Origin of the sequence: Saccharothrix variisporea, assembly GCF_003634995.1 — a bacterium.
Taxonomy (GTDB): domain Bacteria; phylum Actinomycetota; class Actinomycetes; order Mycobacteriales; family Pseudonocardiaceae; genus Actinosynnema; species Actinosynnema variisporeum.
In genome coordinates this window covers 71,381-88,945 of record NZ_RBXR01000001.1, presented here as the reverse complement: position 1 = coordinate 88,945, position 17,565 = coordinate 71,381, and the positions used below count along the sequence as shown (strand labels likewise).

Below are 17,565 nucleotides of genomic sequence, written 5' to 3'. Positions count from 1 at the left end.
TACGAGGCGGCCCGGCTCACAGCGGGCGCAGGACGTCGTTGTCGCGGATCGCCTCCAGGGACAAGGTCTTGTAGCCGACGTCGTCGAACAGCGCCAGGAAGCGGTCCGATTCACGGTGCACGACCGAGCCGCGTCCCCACTCTCGGTGCTCGATGGGGGTGCCGGGGGTGAAGGTGCCGTCGGTCGGGGGCTCGTCGGACACGGCGGACCCCTCGGCACAGTTGTCGCAGTTGCCGCATGGGCCGGCGAGGTGTTCGCCGAAGTAGCCCAGCAGGTATCGGCGGCGGCAGGAGCGGGTTTCGGCGTAGCCGCGCATGACCTCGATGCGGGAGCGGTCGCGGTCCTGTTGGCGTTTCAGTTCCCTGGTCACGGCCGCCACCGGGTCGGCGTCGTGGGTCGCGTCCGCAGCTTCGAGCAGGTTGAGCAGGCCGGTGACCTTGCGGCGGGACAAGTCCAAGGACCGCGCGAGCTCCGACGGGTCGTCCACGCCCGAGCGAACCTCCGCGGCCACCCGACGCACGGCCTCGCGGTCCACCCGCCTAGCCCGCAGGAAGCGTTGCAGACCCAGGTCTTCCGGGCGGTGGAACAAGAGGGCCTGGGCAGGCTGTCCGTCGCGGCCAGCGCGGCCGATCTCCTGGTAGTACGCGTCCGGCGAGCCGGGGGTGGCGGCGTGGGCGACGAAGCGCACGTCCGGTTTGTCGATGCCCATGCCGAACGCGGACGTCGCCACCACCACGTCCACCTCGCCCGCCATGAAACCGTCCTGCACCGCCCGCCGGTCCGCCGCGCGCCGGCCCGCGTGGAACGCCGCCGCCCGGACCCCCTTGCCCGCCAACAACTCCGCGTACCGCTCGGTGTCCTTGCGGGTGGCGGTGTAGAGCAGCCCCGGGCCGCCGGTCACCCACTCCACCACCGCCCGCACCCGGTCGTCGTCGTCGGTGCAGAACCGGGCCGCCAGGGACAGGTTCGGCCGGTCGAACCCGGCGACCACCACGGCCGGGTCGCGCATCCCGAGGTGCCGCACCACGTCCGCCCGCACCGGCCCGCCCGCGGTCGCGGTCAGCGCCACCACGGGCGGGTGGCCGAGGCGGTCCACCACCTCCCCCAGGCGCAGGTAGTCGGGGCGGAAGTCGTGGCCCCAGGCCGAGACGCAGTGGGCCTCGTCCACCACGAACAGCGACACGCCGGCGGCGGCGAGGCGGTCGAGCACGTCCGTTTCGCCAGCTGTTCCGGTGACAGGAACAGGTACTCGGTCCTCGCCGCCGAGAACGAGCGCCACGCGCGGTCGTTGGCGGCCTCCGGCTGGGCCGAGTTCACCGCCGCGGCGGCCGGCGCGTCGTTCTCCCGCAGGCCCGCGACCTGGTCGCGCTGCAACGCCACCAGCGGCGACACCACGACCGTCGGCCCGTCCCGCAGCACGGCCGGCACCTGGTACACCGCCGACTTGCCCGCGCCGGTGGGCATCACCACGAGCGTGTCGCGGCCGTCGAGGACGTGCCGCATGGCGGTCAGCTGGTCGGGTCTCAGCTCGGACCACCCGAACACGTCCTCGGCGGTCCGGCGCAGTTCGCGGTCCTCGTCCGGCACCACCGCCGCATACCCCTCCCGGCGCCGGCCAATCACCCCAGCGCCGAGTCGAGGTGCGCGGCCAGTTCCGCCGGGGACGGGTGCGCCCACACCTCCGCCGGGGTCAGCGGGACGTCCAGGTCGGTGGCGAGCCTGCGGGTCAGCGCCACGGCCAGCAGCGAGTCCAGGCCGACGTCGGTGAACTTCGCGTGCGCCGGCACGGCCGAGGGCTGCGCGCCCAGCAACGCGGCCAGCGCGTGCACCACGGCCTCGCACACCAGCCGCGTCCGGGCCGGACCGGGCTGTTCCGCCCGCACCCGCGCCGCCGGACCGTCCTCCGCGATCACGGGACCGTCGTCCAGGTCGGCCAACAGGGGGTTGGTCCGGGCGTGCGGGAAGGCTCGGAAGAGCCGGTCGGGCTGGTAGTCGAACACACCGGTGTTCACCCGTCGGTGGCGCAGCAGTTCCTCCAGCGCGGCGAAGCCCTCGGCGGTGGCGATGGTGTCGAAGCCCCGGGCCGCGAAGTGGGTCGCGCGGCCGGCCTCGCCCCACGCGCCCCAGTCCACCGACAGCGTCGGCCGGCCCTGGTCGGCGCGCCACCGGGCGAACGCGTCGACCCACGCGCCGGCGGCGGCGTAGTTGGCCTGGCCCGCGTTGCCCAGCAGGGCCGCCATGGACGAGAAGACCACCAGCCAGTCCAGGTCGTGGTCCCGGGTGGCGTCGTGCAGGTTGCGCAGGCCGGTCACCTTGGGGTGCCACACGCGGGCCAGCCGCTCGGCGGTGATGCCCGTGATCGGGGTGTCGTCCAGGACGACGGCCGTGTGCAGGACGCCTCGCAGCTCCGGTCCGGCGGCGGCGACCAGGCGGCGCGCGGTGTCCGGGTCGGCGATGTCGCCCAGCACCACGTCCAGTGCGCACCCGGTGTCGGGCAGGGTGTCCGGGGCGGTGCGCCCGCCGAGGACGACGCGCCCGGCGCCGTGCGCGCCCAGCCACCGCGCGGCCTCCAGCCCCAGGCCGCGCGTGCCGCCGGTGATGACGTACGACCCGCCGCGGCGCACGACGTCCTCCCGCGCCCGGACGTGGGCGCGCACGCGCTGCCCCGGCGGTGGGAACTCCACGGCGATCCGTCCGATGTGCTCACCGGAGGCGAGCCGCTTGAACCCCTCGGCCGCGTCGGTCAGCGGGACGACGTCGCGGGGCAGCAGCGGCAGGTTCCCCGCCTCGATCTCGGCCACCACCCGCAGCAGGGCGGCGCGGAACACGTCCGGCCGTTCCGACGCGGTGAGGACCAGGTCCAGCGCGGCGTAGGTGATGCCGTGCCGGAACGCGCGCAGGTCCACGCGCGCCCCGTCGTACAGGTCGCGCTTGCCGATCTCGACGAACCGCCCGGTCGGGGCGAGCAACCCCAGCGACGCCCGCATGGCGGCCCCGGTCAGGCAGTTGAGCACCACGTCCACGCCCCGGCCGCCGGTCGCCTCCCGCACCTGGTCGGCGAAGTCGAGCGTCCGCGAGTCGAAGACGTGGGTCACGCCCTGCTCGCGCAGGTGGCGGCGCTTGGCCTCGGTGCCGGCGGTGCCGATCGGGACGGCCCCGAGCAGCCGCGCGACCGCCACGGCGGCGAGGCCGGTGCCGCCGGCGGCGGAGTGCACCAGCACGGTCTCGCCCGCGCGCAGGCCCGCCAGGTCGTGCAGGGCGTGCCAGGCCGTGAGGTAGGTGAGCACGGAGGGCACGACGTCCACCGGGGCGAGGCCGTCCGGCACGCGCACGGTGAACGCGGCGGGCACCAGGCACTCCGACGCCATCGTCCCGCGCCCGTCCGGCAGGACCCCGACGACCTGGTCACCGGGACGCACGTGCTCGACTCCGGGGCCGACCGCGAGGACTTCACCGGAGGCGTCCGAGCCGAGGCCGGGCAGGACGCCGTCGTCGGTCGGGTAGATGCCCAGCGCGATGAGGACGTCCCGGAAGTGCACGGTGGTCGCCGCCGGGCGCAGCAGCACCTGCCCCGGCCCGGGGTGGCGCGGTGGTTCCCCGGTGGCGACCACGCGGAGCCGGTCCAGGCCGCCGTCCGGGTCGGGTTCGAGCACGTACGGGTCCACGCCCGCCACCACGTCCCGCTCGCCGGCCGTGCGCGGCGGGCGGAGGGCGAGCGGGGTGCGGGACAGGCGGGCGGTGTAGCGCTGCCCGGCGCGCCAGGCGACCTCGGTCTCCGGCGTGGCCGCCGTCAGCTCGGCGGCGAGGTCGGTCGCGTCGCCGTCGTCGGTGTCGACCCAGGTGACGGCGGAGCGGGGCTGCTCGATGGACGCCACCCGCAGCACACCGCGCAGCGCGCACACGCCGGGCGCCACCGGGTCGCCGTCGAGCACCGGGCGGGCACCCGCGCTGACCAGCCACAACCGGGGCGGGGACGGGAGCTCGGCGTGTTCGCGCAGCAGCTCGAGGACCTGACTCACCCGTTCGAGATCACCAAGCTCGCCGGTGGCGCACCAGACGACGCCGGCGTGGCCTCCGGCCCCCGTCTCGATCGTCTCACGACCCACCGACGATTCCGCGGGCGCGACGATCCGGCCGCCGCGCGCGACCAGGGCCGACCTGAGCCGGTCCGCCAGGCCGGTCCGGTCGCCGGGTTCGGACAGGATCGCCCACGACCCCGCGTGCGCGCCGGGCTCGGGCAGTGGCGCGGGGGTCCAGGTCAGTTCGTACAGGCGGGAGTTGAGCAGTGCGCGCCCGCCGGACGCGCCCGCGTGCCGGACCAGCTCCACGCCCTCCAGAGCGCCGACCCACTGCCCCGTCCCGTCGTAGAGGTCGGCACGGCCGGTTGCCGCGTCCTCGCCGTCGCGACGCAGTTCCGGGCGGACCCAGGTGATGCGGTTCGGGTCGGGCGGCAGGACGAGGCCGGCGATCGCGGTGGGCAGCCACGGTGTGTCGGCGCCGGGCTCCACCAGCAGCGAGGCCACGGACAGCAGGCAGCCGTCGAACAGCGCCGGGTGCACCTTGGGCTTGCCCGCGCGGATCGGTGCGTCTTCGGGCACGGCCACGCGGGTCACGCCGTCGTCCCCCAGCCCGGTGATCGCGTGGAACGCCGGGCCGCCGTCCAGTCCCATGCGGCGCAGGGCCGCGTACAGGTCGTCGGTCGGGCGGGTCGTCCCCGGGACGGGCAGCGGGTCGCGGACGTCCACGGCCGCCTCGCAGCGGGTGGCGGTGGCCGAGGCGACGCGGTCCCAGCCGCCGCCGCTGTGCTGGACGACCTCCAGCTCCACCCGCCCGCCGGCGCGGGTCGCGGTCACCTGCACCGGTACGCGGCCGGTCAGCGGCACCATGCGGGTGAAGCGCACGTCGGTCAGGCACGCCTGGTCGGGGCCGCAGCCCAGCAGGTCGGTCGCGGCGGCCAGCAGCAGCTCGGCGTGCAGGGCGCCGGGCACGAGGGGTGTGCCGCGCAGGGTGTGCTGGACCAGCCAGTCGACCTGGTCGGTGCCCAGGTCGGCGGTCCACACGTACCGCGTGCGGTCCTCGGCGTCCGGGTCGGCCACGGCCGTGCGCTCGCCCAGCCACGGGTGCGTGCCGCGCGGCCGGCGGGCCGGTTCCTGCCAGTAGCGGGCGCGGTCGAAGGCCGTGGGCGGCAGCGGGGTGAACGCGCCACCGCCGTTCACGGCGTCCAGGTCCACCGGCGCGCCCGCCACGTGCAGGGCCGCCGCCGCACGGCACAGCGAGTCCCGCGAGTCCCGCTCGCGCACCAGCGACGGCACGGCGACGACCGGGCTGCGCAGCGCGGCCCCGGTCTCCTCGACCGCCTGCGTCAGCAGCGGGTGCGGCGACAGCTCCAGGAACACCTCGTGCCCGTCCTCCACCAGCGCCCGGCACGCGAGGTCGAACCGCACCGGCACCCGCAGGTTGCGCGCCCAGTACGCGCCGTCGAAGACGACCGGCTCCCGCGGATCGCCCGCGGTCGAGTAGAACGGCACCTGCGGCGGCGCACCGGCCAACCACGACGTCCGCTCGGCGATCTCGCCCAGCACGGGGTCCACCTGCGGCGAATGCGCGGCCACGGCGACCGCGATCCGCTTGCAGAACACCCCCCGCTCCCGCCACCCCGCCAGCAACGCCTCCACGACGTCCTCGCCGCCGGCCACCACGGTCGAAGCGGGTGCCGTCACGACCGACACCGACACACCGGGAGCGTCGGCGATCTCCACCTCGACCTGCTCGACCGGCAGCGCCACGACCGCCATGCACCCACCACGCACCTTGTGCAGCAACGACGACCGGATCACCGTGATCCGCATACCCTCCTCAGGCGTGAGGATCCCGGCCGCCACCGCCGCGGCGGCCTCCCCCATCGAATGCCCGACGACCGCCGCCGGCTCGACCCCCCACTCCCGCCACACCGCGGCCAACGCCGTCTGCACCGCGAACACCACCGGCTGCACGACGTCCATCCGCTCCAGGTGCTCCCCAGCCGCCAACAGCCGCCGCACCGACATCCCCACTCGACCGTCCCGCGTGGACTGTCGGTCCCCCGTGCGATGATCGAGACGGGGGCCGGAGGCCGCGCCCACCGCACGCTCCACGCCGGACGCCACGCCACCCGCACCGTCCTCGTCGGAGAGCACGCGGTCCAAGCGGTCGATCATGGCGGTGAACACGGGATCGCGGTCCAGCAGGTCCCGCGCCATCCCCGCCCACTGCGACCCGTGCCCGGAGAACACCCACACCGGCCTGCCCGGCTCCCCCGTCGCCCCGGTCACCACGGCCGGGTGCTCCTCGCCCCGCGCCAGCGCCCGCAGCCCCTCGTGCAGCTCCGCCCGATCACCGGTCACCACGCAGGCCCGCGTGGACAGGTGGCTGCGGCGCGCGGCGAGCGTGTGCGCCACGTCGTCCAGCCGGGGCCGGGCCGCCTCGACGTGGTCGGCGAGCCGAGCGGCGGTCGCGGCCAGCCCGCCGACCGACGCCGCCGACACCGCGTGCACGAGCGTGCCCGACGCGCGACCAGGCGGGCGCGCAGGAGCCGGCGGGGCCTGCACGACGATGGCGTGCGCGTTCGCCCCGGTCACGCCGAACGCCGACACGGCGGCCCGGCGCGTCCCCTCCCACGGCGTGGACACCGTCGGCACGAAGAACCGGGTGCCCTCGGCGTCGATCTCCGGGTTCCACCGGGTGAAGTGCAGGTTCGCCGGGATCACGCCGGTGCGCACCGCCAGCGCCGCCTTGATCAGCCCGAGCACGCCCGCCGCGCTCTCCGGGTGACCGAAGTTGGTCTTCAGGGAGCCGAGCGCGCACGGCCCGTCCGCCGACCCGTACGCGTCCCGCAGCGCGCCGAACTCGATCGGGTCACCCACCGGGGTGCCCGTGCCGTGCGCCTCGACGTACCCGATGTCGCCTGCGGTCACGCCCGCCGCGCGCATCGCCGCGGTCACCACCGCCCGCTGCGCCGACCGCGACGGCTGCGTGATGCCCCGGACGCGGCCGGCGTGGTTGATCGCGGTCCCGGCGATCACGGCCAGCACCCGGTCGCCGTCGCGCTGCGCGTCGGCGAGCCGCTTGAGCGCGACCATCCCGCACCCCTCGCCGCGCACGAACCCGTCCGCGCTCGCGTCGAACGCCGCGCACCGGCCCCGGGACGACAACGCGCCGGCCCGCGCGAACCCGACCAGCCCGCCCCACTCCAGCTGCACGGTCGCGCCGCCCGCCAACGCCAGGTCGGACTCGCCCGCGTGCAGCGACCGGCACGCCAGGTGCACCGCGACCAGCGAGGACGCGCACGCGCCGTCCACGGCCACCGACGGCCCGTTGACGTCGAGGATGTAGGAGATCCGCCCCGGTGCGCCCGACGGGATGGCCGAGATGCCGTGGTAGACGTTGAAGTCGGCGATGCTGAACCGCTTGGCGTAGTCCGCGCCGGAGATGCCGATGAACAGGCCGGTGCGCGACCCGGCCAGCGACTTCGGCGGGACGCCCGCGTCCTCCAGCGCCTCCCAGGTGGTCTCCATCAGCAGCCGGTGCTGCGGGTCGACGCTGGGTGCCTCGGTGACCGGGACCCCGAAGAAACCGGGGTCGAACAGGTCGATGCCGTCCACGAAGCTGCCGTGCTCCAGCGCGGGCTCGTCGACGAGGTCGGCGGGCACCGTGCGCTCGTGCTCGGACCACCGGCGGGCGGGGCCGGCCCCGGCGACCACGTCCCGGCGGTCCAGGAGCACCTGCCACAGCTCGCGCGGGGAGGTCACGCCCCCGGGCGCGCGGCAACCGGCACCGATGATCGCCACGGGGGTCTGCTCTTGTTGTGCTGCCACGGCCGGGTTCCTTTGCTGGGAGCGGGTTTCACCGGATGAGGTCGAGGACCTTCAGCGCCACGCGGGCGGCGGGGGTGCCGAGCAGGGCGGGGATCGTGGTCGCGCCGCCGAGGTAGGAGTCGACCCGCCGCCACACCGGCGGCACGGAGGTCAGCGCCGCGTGCACCAGGCCGGGTCGCCAGGTGAAGACGTCCATGATCCGGCGCGAGGCACGCATCTCCGCCTCCAGCGTCGTGCGCACGACCTCGGCGTAGCGGGACCGCTCGCGTTCCAGGTCGGCGTCGTCGGCCGACGCCAGCCGCACGGCCGCTTCCCCGGCCCACACCCCCGACCGCAGCGCGAAGGAGATCCCCTCCCGCGACCACGGGTCGCACAGCCCGGCGGCGTCGCCGGCGACCACCGTCCGGTGCCGGGCCAACGGCGATCCCGGCCGGCGGCACCGGGTCAGGTGACCGGTGTCGTGCAGCGGGGTCAGGTGCGCCAGGCCCTGCCGGTCCAGGAAGTCGCGCAGGTAGGCCCTGGTGGCCTCGCCCTGCCCCTTGGCCGCGACGACACCCGCCGTGCACACGTCACCCTTGGGGAACACCCAACCGAACGACCCCGGCAGCGGCCCCCACTCCATCAGCATCCGGCCGCGCCAGCGCGCCGCCGTCCGCCGGTCGACCGGCACCTCGACCTCCAGCGCCAGGTCCACCTGCTCGCACCGCACCCCGACGTGCCGACCGACCCGGCTCGCGCTGCCGTCCGCGCCCACCACCGCTCGGGCCCGCACCAGGTCCCCGGCCCCGGTGCGCAGCGCGACCACGCCCCCGTCGTCCTCGACGCCCGCCACGGTCGTCCGGTCGCGCACCACCGCGCCGGCCTCCGCCGCGACCCGGGTCAGGGCGGCGTCCAACTCGTCGCGGAAGACCATCTTGCAGCGCGCCGGCCCTTCGCTGCGCAGCGTGCGCTGCTTGGCGCCGTCGAGCCCGAAGGTCACCGCTTCGATCTCGTCGAGGACCGGGACACGCAGCCCGGCGGGCAGGTACGCCTGCGAACACCCGATCAACCCGCCACCGCAGGTCTTGTACCGGGGGATCGCCGCACGCTCCAGCAGGACCACCCGACACCCGGCCTCGGCCGCCACCCGAGCCGCACTGGCGCCCGCCGGCCCGGCCCCGACCACCGCGACGTCCCACACGTCCCCGTCAAGTGTTCCCACACCGGCGCCTTCCGCCTCCAGGTGCTCGTGTCCACATGCGACACGCGCTCGTCATCCCATGACTACCTGAGGCGCACCAACGCACCTAGCGAACGGAACCCGCTACACCCGACGGCAAGCCCAAGCCATCCGTGTCGGCCCCCACGACCACCTCACGTGCGCACCGAGCAGCCGCCGGTGGCACCCGATGGGCCGGATTACCCGACGCAAACCGCGCGGAAGTGGAGTTCTGCCTCCCGCACCCGGTCACCGCGGGTGCACGAGCGCGTCGAGGACCTCGGTCCTCAGGAGCGCCAGAAGCGCTTCTTGCGCTTGTGGTCGCCGGCCGCCCGCCGGTGGTTCTCCAGGTTCGCCGAAACAACGTCCAAGACCGGTTGCAGCGCCGCGTCGTGGGACGCCAGGCGCTGCAACAACGCGACAGCCTCCTCACCGGCGGGAACCCCCGACCCACCCACCTCGCGGCGAGCATGTGCCAGGTTCGCCAAGGCTTGCGCCAACCTGAGCACGTGGTCCGGGTCCTCGGCGGCAAGTTCGCGTTCCAGCGCCACGGCTTCCTCGGCGCAGCGCAGGGCGTCCGCGGCCCGGCCCGCCGCCTGGTAGCGGTTGCCGAGCCGGGTCAGCGCCTGGGCGAGGTCGGGCCGGTGGGCCGGGTTCGCGGCGGCCGGTGCCCGCAGGTGGGCGACGACCTCCTCGGCCGGCGGGACCGCGTCCGCGGACCGGCCGACCGTGTTGTAGGCGAAGGAGAGGTTCGTGAGCGCGGACAGCAGGCCGGACACGTGGACGGGGTTCCCGGGGTCCAGGCGACGGTGCTGTGCGACGGCTTCCTCGTGGACCGTCACGCTGTCCTCGTCCCGACCCCGCAGGCCGCACTGCTCGCCGAGCTTGAGCAGGCCTTCCGCGAGGTCGGGCAGGTGGGCGGGGTCGTCCGCGGCCAGGGCGCGCCACCACGACACGGCTTCCCGGAAGGCGTCGAGCACGTCGGCGTCCGGAGCGGTCGGGGCGCGGACGATGCCCAGGTTGGTCAGGATGACGGCGAACTCGTACCGGCGGCCCGGGTCCTCGGCGACGACCTCGCGGAACACCGCGACGGCCTCTTCGACGGCCGCGACCGCCTCCGCGTGCCGGCCGAGCGCGTTGTGGAGCATGCCGAGGTTGTTCAGCGCGGCGGCGAGGTGGGCGCGGTGAGCGGGGTTCCCGGCCGCCTGTAATCGTTGCGCGGCAACGTTGCTCTCGTAGGCGGCGACCAGTTCCGCCTCGTCCACGCCGTGCGGACCCGCCATGCGGTCCTCCCCCGAGGTGCGCCGCGCCTCACCCCCGCGATCGTAGCGCCGGGGACGTCAGGCGGGGACCTGCGACTTCTCCAGCACGTCCATGAACGCGCGGGACCACTCGGGGAGGTCCGGCCAGCCGCGGCACGACACCATGGCCCCGTCCACCACGTCCGGCGCGTCCACGAAGGTGGCGCCGGCCAGCTCCATGTCCACCTTCAGCGGCGGGAACGCGGCGGTGGTGCGGCCCTTGAGCAGGCCGAGGGCGGCGGGCACCTGCGGGCCGTGGCAGATCGTGCCCACGGGCAGGCCGCGCTCGAAGAAGTGCCGGACGATGCGGGCCACGTCCGGGTCGGTCCGGATGTACTCCGGCGCCCGCCCGCCCGGGATCACCAGCCCGTCGAACCCCTCGGGGTCGACGTCGGCGAACGCCAGGTCCACCGGCAGCGTGTGGCCCGGCTTCTCGGTGTAGGCGTCCCACTCGGGCTCGAAGTCGTGCACGACCAGCTTGATCGCGCGCGAGGTCGGAGCGGCCACGACCGCCTCGTGACCGCCCTCCCGCAGGCGGAAGACCGGGTACATCGAGTCCAGCTCCTCGGCGGCGTCACCCGCCAGGACCAGCACTCTGGCCATGCTCGCTCCTCACCCTCGCGCGACGGTCGAACCGGTTGGCTCCTCCTCGACCGTATGGGGCGCGAATGGGCGTCACAATCGTCCGGTCAGGTGTCGAACCGGTTCGCCGTCTCAGCCCGCCGCCCGCGCCGCCCGCTCGATCTCCGCACGCCTCTCGGCCCAGAACTCCGGACCCTTCCCGCTCACCTCGACCGCGCCGTCCAGCTGCTCGCGCAGGATGTCGGCGTGGCCCGCGTGCCGGTTGGTCTCGGTGAGCACGTGCACCAGGACGTTGAACAACACCACGTCCGGCCGCGGCCACCAGGGCACGTGCCCGGGGGCGTCGACGGCGAGCGCGGCGATCGTCGCGTCGGAGTGCTCCCAGGCCCGCCGGTAGCGGTCGACGACCTCCTCCCGCGTCTCGTGCTCGGTCACCCACAGGTCCCGGCCGCGCTGTTCGAGGTCGTCCCAGCGCGGCACGGGCTCGGGGAACGGCCGGCCGAACACCTCGCCGAAGTACCGGGCCTCGGTCAGGGTCAGGTGCTTGACCAGCCCCAGCAGGTTCGTGCCGGTCGAGGTCAGGGGCCGCCGGATGTCGTACTCGGACAACCCGTCGACCTTGCGCACCATCACCTCCCGCACCTCTTGGAGGTCGCCGTGCAGGTAGTCCTTCGCGAAGTCGTCGATCACGCACTCCAGCATGCCCCAGCCGGGCAGCGGGCCGAGGCGGCCCGCTGCCGAGGCGCTCAGGTGCCCAGGCGGTGCAGCCACTCCCGGATGACCGGGCGGCCGGCGGGGGTGGCGTGCACCCAGTGCTGGCCGCGCTTGTCGGTGTAGCGGACCACCAGCCAGCGGCCGTCCGGGCAGTCGAGGGTGGTGACGAAGGACTCCGAGCGCCGGCGGCGGCCGTAGCGGTCGCGGCGGGCCGCGTAGAGCTTGGCCACGCCGGTGCGCGGGCGACGCATCAGCTCGACCAGGGCCGGGGACCGGTGGGCGTCCTCCGCGCGGGCGTTGATCGACGTCCCCCGGCCCGGCGGCAGTTCCGGCAGGCAGGCCGCGAGGGTGTCCGACGGGTCCCCGTGCAGCGCGTCGATCCGCACGTGACCGTTGTCCCGCAAGGCGAAGACGCCGTGCCGGCCGGCGGTGGCCGCGACGACCGGCAGGGTCAGCTCGCGGGTGAACGCGATCCAGCCGAAGCACTCGAAGTCCGCGTGCGCGAGCACCCGCAGCGCCTCCAGCGTGTCGTCCACCCGCACGCCCTCGCGGAACAGGGCGTTCTCCACCTCCAGCGGGTTGGCCTCGGCGGGCGGCACGTGCAGCACGGTGTGGTGCTCGCCGAGGTCGTCGCGGTGCCACAGCACGTCGAACGCCGTGTCCGACAACACCACCGGTGCGCGCAACATCAGTCCTCCCCGATCACAGGCACCGTACTGGTCGGCAAGCGACCGAAGAGCTCGTCCGTGTCCTCGTCCAGGTACACGGTGCGCTTGTGCTCCCGGTCGTCGTCGTCCCGCGCGTGCGGGGCGTGCGGCGCGAAACCGCCCATACCCGCCACGCCCGGCCTACCCGCTGCGGCCCCGGCCCCGGCCCCTGCCGCGACCGGGCTGCCGGACGGCGTCCGGCCCATCACACCCGTGCGGTCGCCCGCGCCCAGGGCACCCCTCTGACCCCTGGTCCCGGTCGGATCGCCGATCGCGACGCCGCCCGGCAGCACCGGAGCGGCACCACCACCGCCCAGGTGGTCGCTCTTCGGCACGCTCGACGGGCGCTCGGTGTCGCGGCCGGAGCGCGGCGTCGCCGTGATCGGCAGCCCACCCGGCACCCCGCCGGGCACACCGGGCGAGTCGGCGAGCGCCGTCCGGTCCGCCGGTTGCTTCGCCGCGCCCGACCCCGGCACGGCGGGCACCCGGCCGGCGAGGTCCCCGTCCTCGCCACCGGCGTTGCTGGCCGCCGTCTTGCCGCCGCCGGCCGGTGTTTTGCCGCTGCCCCCGACCTCCGGCGGCGCGGAAGCCTGCCCACCGCCCCCGGCGCCTGCCGCTCCGGCCGACGACGGTGTGGTGGAGCCCCCTCCTCCGACCTGCGGCGGCGCGGAGCTCGCGGACCGCGCGCCCGACCCGCCCGCGCTCTGCACGGCGGTGTTCGCGCCTTGCGCACCGCTGGGAGCCGGGGCGGCCTGCGGGAGCATCGCCTGGTTCTGCCGGGTCGCCTCGACGTACTCGGCGTAGACGCGACGGTTGTTCGCGTCGGCCTCGAACCACTGCTTGCGCGCGAGCTCGTTGTCGGTGTCCCACGGCGTGAGCTGGTCGTAGAGGGTCAGCTCGGGCGGCTCCGGCGTCGCCATCGGCCACACGAGCGGCCGGAACCGCGCGTAGTTCTGCGCCTGCGCCCGCACCGCGGCGTCGAGCTGCTCGACGTGCTCCTGCGCGCCCCGCAGCCCCTGCTCGATCGGCTGCCCGGCCTGCACCGCCCGGTCGGCCGCCGCGCCCCCCCACGTGGTCGGGATGGTGGCGGAGAGCTGCCGCGCCTGGTCGCCGGCGGCCTGGACGCGGACGCCCGCGTCCCGCGCCAGGTCCGCCGCCTGGGTCAACACCTCCGGCCCGGCGCTCTGCGACACCATCAGGTAGATCTCGTACCCGCTCAACCCGGTCATCGTTCGCGCCCCGTCATCAGGTGGTCGACGTCGTGCTCGGTCCCGGCGTACTGCCGGACGGTGGCGTGCAGCTCCTCGGTCCGCGTCCCCAGGTCCTGCTCGATCCGGCCCACCGAGTCGAGGTGCGCCTGGCCCGCCTGGGACGCGGCGGCGACGAACGCCGTGGTCGCCGGATCGGCCATCGGCGGCTGGATGCTCGCCAGCGGCCTGCTCTGCTGGTTGGTGTCGGACACGTCGTCGCGGACCCTGCCGTACCCGTCGGCCACGCCGCGCAGAGCCTCCACCCGCACTGTGAATTTGCCCATGGGCGCAGAGTGGGGGCAACCACCGGGGACCCGTCCCCGGGACTGGTCCCACCGGCGGTGGACGACGCTGGACCGATGTCCCGCACCCGTGGTGAAGAGGGGGCCCGATGACGCGTGTGCTGTTGGCGGTGTTGCTCGCGCTGGGGGTGACGGTCGTGAGCGGGCCGCCGTCGTCCGCAGGCGGCCACACCGTCCACGTCAGGGACTCGGCGCGGCTCCAACGCGCGTTGACCGAAGCCCGCGCCGGGGACCGGATCGTGGTCGCCGACGGCCGGTACGCGATCGGCGCGATGAAGGACCGGCACGGCACCGCGGCCCGGCCCATCACCGTTGTAGCGGCCCACCGCGGTCGAGCGGTGGTCGAGGACGGGCAGCTGGAGGTGGCGAACTCGTCGCACGTGACCTTCGAGGGGTTCACCTGGACCAACCGGTCGACCCTGCTGATCACCGGGTCGAACCACGTGCGGTTGACCCGCAACCACTTCCGGCTCACCGAGGAGTCGACGCTGTACTGGGTGCTCGTCCAGGGCGCCGACAGCCACCACAACCGCATCGACCACAACCTGTTCGAGGAGAAGCACCAACTCGGCAACTTCGTCGTGGTCGAGGGCTCGGAAACCGAGCAGTCCCAACACGACCGCATCGACCACAACCACTTCCGCAACATCGGCCCCCGCGCCACCAACGACATGGAGGCCGTCCGGGTCGGTCGGAGCACCATCTCGCGGTCCAGCGGGTTCACCGTCGTCGAGGCGAACCTGTTCGAGAACTGCGACGGCGACCCGGAGATCGTCACGGTGAAGAGCAACGACAACATCGTGCGCTACAACACTTTCCGCAACTCCCAGGGCACGTTGTCACACCGGCACGGCGACCGCGGGACGTTGCAGGGCAACTTCTTCCTCGGCGGCGGGAAGGCTGGAACCGGCGGCATCCGGCTCTACGGCCGGGACCACAAGGTCTACAACAACCACTTCGAGGGCCTGACCGGCACCGGGTACGACGCCGCGTTGCAGATCGACGGCGGGGACGTCGACGTCGAGGGTGCGCTGAACGCGCATTGGCGGGTCTACCGGGCGATCGTCGTGAACAACACGTTCGTCGGGAACGTGTCGAACATCGAGATCGGGGCCAATTACCCGTACCCGCCGATCGACTGCACCATCGCCGACAACGTGGTGACCGGCGGGCAGGGCAAGCTGTTCGACGAGCGCAAGACGCCGGTGAATTCGAGCTATGTCGGGAACATCGCGTGGCCGACTGGGACGGCGAGTGTGGGGGTGGCGCAGCCGGTTGAGGCGATTCGTGTCGTGGACCCGTTGTTGCGGCGGGAAGGGCCGGTGCACCGGATCGGTGCCGGGAGCCCGGCGGTCGACGCCGCGCGGGGCGGGTTCGCGTTCGTCGCCGATGACATGGACGGGCAGGCGCGGGTCGGTACCGATGTCGGCGCGGACGAGCGGTCGGATGCGGAGGTGGTGCGGGGGCCGTTGGAGGCGGGGGACGTGGGTCCGGGTTCTCGGTAGGTGGCGCGGGGTTCGTGTTCCCACCCGCCGTCCCCGCCAAGCCGCCCCTGCACAAGCCGCACTGCCACCCGCCTACGGCGAGGCACCGCCCGCGGCGAGGCCCCCGCCCGCCGCCCCTGCCCTGCCCCTGCCGCCCCTGCCTAGCCGCACTGCCACCCGCCCGCGGCAAGGCACCGCCCGCGGCGAGGCCCCCGCCCGCCGCCCCTGCCCTGCCCCTGCCGCCCTGCCCTGCCTGCCGCCCCTGCCGCTCTCGCCGCAGGCGGCGCCTCGCCGCAGGCGGCGCTGAGGGGGGCGGCGGAGGCGGGGGGCGGCGGAGGCTGAGGCGGGCGGCTGAGGCGGGACGGCGGGGGCTGAGGCGGGACGGCGGGGGCTGAGGCGGGGTCAGGAAGGCAGGTTGGCGGCGGCCACTGTGGCCAGGCTTTGGGCTCGCGGGCAGTAGTCGGCGTTCGGGCGGTCGCCCGCCACCGTCAGCACCACCAAGTCGATGGTCGCCCGTTGCGCCACCCGCGCCGGCCGGTGCGGGATGTTGACGGTGCAGCCCTTGGTCGTCCCCACCTCGACCTTGACGTACCCGGGGTGGCCGCCGAGGTCCACCAGGCTGCCCTCCGGCAGCTCCTGGGCCATGTGCTGGTCGTAGCGCAGGTTGATGCCGGGGCCGCCGACGCTGTCGAACCACTTGCAGCCCCAGTGCCCGAACACGTTCACCGCCTTCCCCGCGTCGATCCCCGCCAGCGTGGCCAGGGACTTGGCGTCCAGCAGCGTGCAGGCGTCGACGTGGGCCAGGGAACCCTCCGGGAACGGGGTCGCCCGCCGGGGCAGGGGGCCCGCCGCCAGGGTCGCCAGCACGCCGTCGATGGCGGTCGTCTCCACGGTGCACAGGTCCAGCGGCGGGTTCTTCAGCTTGGTCGACACGCGCACCGCGTACACGTCGTCCACCACCACGGTCCGGTCGCACTCGCTGGTTTCCGAGGGTTCCTCGAGGATCTCCCCCGGCCGGCCCTGCACGCCCCGGGACGTCCGGGTGATCACCTGGACCTCCACGTCCACCGGCTTGGCCGCGCCGACGTCGATCATGGCGTCGCAGCGGTTGAAGTTGCCCTGGGTCGTGTCGATCTCGGGCTTGCCGAACCGGCGCAGCCGCGCCAGGTCGAGCAGCGCGCACACGTCGGCGGTGCGTTCGTCGCCGATGAGGTCGGCGCGCGGTGCGGGCGGGGAGGCGGCCGGGGCGCGGTTCTGCCAGGCCAACGCCCCCGCCACGACCGCCGCGACGACCAGGGCGCCCGCAGCGGCCTGGAGGGGGCGGCGGGCGCGGGCAGGCGCGGAGGGCTGCGCCTGGGGCGGTTCCCAGTCGCCGACGATCTCCTTGAGCCTTGATCGGACTTCGTCGGCGGTCGGCCTGGTCTCGGGGCGCTTGCGCAGCATCTCCGCCAGCAGCGGGGTGAGTGGACCGGCTTGGCGCATCGGGGGGATCTCGCCGCGGCGGGCGCGCCGGAGCACCTCGTGCGGCTCGCCGTGGCCGAAGGGCGGCTCGCCCTCGACCGCCGCGAACAGCGTGGCCCCCAGGGAGAACACGTCCGAGGTGCGGCCAGCCGGGTAGCCGCTCGCCACCTCGGGCGCGGTGTAGGACGGGGTGCCGCTGATCCGGCCGTCGTCGGTGCGGGTGCCCTCGCGCCAGATGGAGATGCCGAAGTCGGTCAGCTTGGCCAGGCCGTCGTCGGTGACCAGGATGTTGCCCGGCTTCACGTCCCGGTGGACGATGTTCTTCGCGTGCACGGCGGCCAGCGCGCCGGCGATCTGCACGCCGATCCGCGCCACCCGCTCCGGCGGCAGCGCGCCCCGCGCCGCGAGCACCTTGTCCAGGCTGTCGGCCGGCAGGTGCTCCATGACCAGCCAGCAGTCGTCGGCGTCGACGGTGTCGAAGATCGCGACCGCGTTGGGGTGGTGCACCTGGGCGGCGGTCTCGGCCTCGCGGCGGAAGCGGGCGCGGTCGGCCTCGTCCGCGGCGGCGTGGGGCCGCTTGAGCGCCACGCGCCGCTTCAGCTTCCGGTCGAAGGCGGACCAGACCATGCCCCCGGAACCCGAACCGCGGGCGTCCTCCAATTCGTAACGCCCGCCCACCACATCCCCCGTGCGCACGAGGAGTAGTGTACTGA

The 17,565-nt window shown here is 74.6% G+C and carries 12 protein-coding genes; 1 reads left to right on the top strand and 11 read right to left on the bottom strand.

Features of this window, described 5'->3' with window-relative positions; all coding sequences use genetic code 11:
- Positions 1–16: 16 nt before the first annotated feature.
- From DFJ66_RS00285 to DFJ66_RS00245, 10 genes are all read right to left on the bottom strand, one after another.
- The gene (locus tag DFJ66_RS00285; RefSeq protein ID WP_425471106.1) at positions 17–1,168 is read right to left on the bottom strand and encodes a RecQ family ATP-dependent DNA helicase; all 1,152 of its coding nucleotides are present in this window, start codon (positions 1,166–1,168) and stop codon (positions 17–19) included.
- Positions 1,060–1,590, bottom strand: a complete 531-nt coding sequence (locus tag DFJ66_RS45365) for a DEAD/DEAH box helicase (protein WP_397556281.1) — start codon at positions 1,588–1,590, stop codon at positions 1,060–1,062. The genes DFJ66_RS00285 and DFJ66_RS45365 overlap by 109 nt, the downstream gene beginning before the upstream one ends.
- Positions 1,591–1,619: 29 nt before the next feature.
- Positions 1,620–7,853, bottom strand: a complete 6,234-nt coding sequence (locus tag DFJ66_RS00280; RefSeq protein WP_121216808.1) for a type I polyketide synthase — start codon at positions 7,851–7,853, stop codon at positions 1,620–1,622.
- A 28-nt stretch (positions 7,854–7,881) separates the two neighbouring features.
- Positions 7,882–9,054, bottom strand: coding sequence for a geranylgeranyl reductase family protein (locus tag DFJ66_RS00275; protein ID WP_211350901.1), 1,173 nt, complete (start codon positions 9,052–9,054; stop codon positions 7,882–7,884).
- Between the two features lie 284 nt (positions 9,055–9,338).
- Entirely contained in the window at positions 9,339–10,334 is a 996-nt protein-coding gene (locus DFJ66_RS00270) for a tetratricopeptide repeat protein (protein ID WP_121216804.1), read from the bottom strand.
- A gap of 57 nt (positions 10,335–10,391) precedes the next feature.
- Complete coding sequence (locus DFJ66_RS00265; protein ID WP_121216802.1) at positions 10,392–10,955, bottom strand: DJ-1/PfpI family protein; 564 nt, start codon at positions 10,953–10,955, stop codon at positions 10,392–10,394.
- A gap of 111 nt (positions 10,956–11,066) precedes the next feature.
- Positions 11,067–11,636, bottom strand: a complete 570-nt coding sequence (locus tag DFJ66_RS00260; protein ID WP_170200067.1) for a DinB family protein — start codon at positions 11,634–11,636, stop codon at positions 11,067–11,069.
- A 44-nt stretch (positions 11,637–11,680) separates the two neighbouring features.
- Entirely contained in the window at positions 11,681–12,337 is a 657-nt protein-coding gene (locus DFJ66_RS00255; RefSeq protein WP_121216799.1) for an ESX secretion-associated protein EspG, read from the bottom strand.
- A complete protein-coding gene (locus tag DFJ66_RS00250; protein ID WP_121216797.1) occupies positions 12,337–13,584 on the bottom strand; it encodes a WXG100 family type VII secretion target in 1,248 nt (415 codons plus the stop codon). The genes DFJ66_RS00255 and DFJ66_RS00250 overlap by 1 nt, the downstream gene beginning before the upstream one ends.
- Positions 13,581–13,889 (bottom strand): PE domain-containing protein, encoded by a 309-nt coding sequence (locus DFJ66_RS00245; protein ID WP_121216795.1) that lies wholly within the window; start codon positions 13,887–13,889, stop codon positions 13,581–13,583. Before DFJ66_RS00245 ends, DFJ66_RS00250 begins: the two co-directional genes overlap by 4 nt.
- Before the next feature lie 107 nt (positions 13,890–13,996).
- On the opposite strand from DFJ66_RS00245, the gene DFJ66_RS00240 reads away from it, so the two are divergent.
- Positions 13,997–15,412: a polysaccharide lyase 6 family protein gene (locus tag DFJ66_RS00240; protein ID WP_121216793.1), complete on the top strand. Its 1,416-nt coding sequence runs from the start codon at positions 13,997–13,999 to the stop codon at positions 15,410–15,412.
- A 381-nt stretch (positions 15,413–15,793) separates the two neighbouring features.
- On the opposite strand, the gene DFJ66_RS00235 is transcribed toward DFJ66_RS00240, so the two are convergent.
- Positions 15,794–17,548, bottom strand: coding sequence for a serine/threonine-protein kinase (locus tag DFJ66_RS00235; protein ID WP_147459130.1), 1,755 nt, complete (start codon positions 17,546–17,548; stop codon positions 15,794–15,796).
- Positions 17,549–17,565 lie beyond the last annotated feature (17 nt).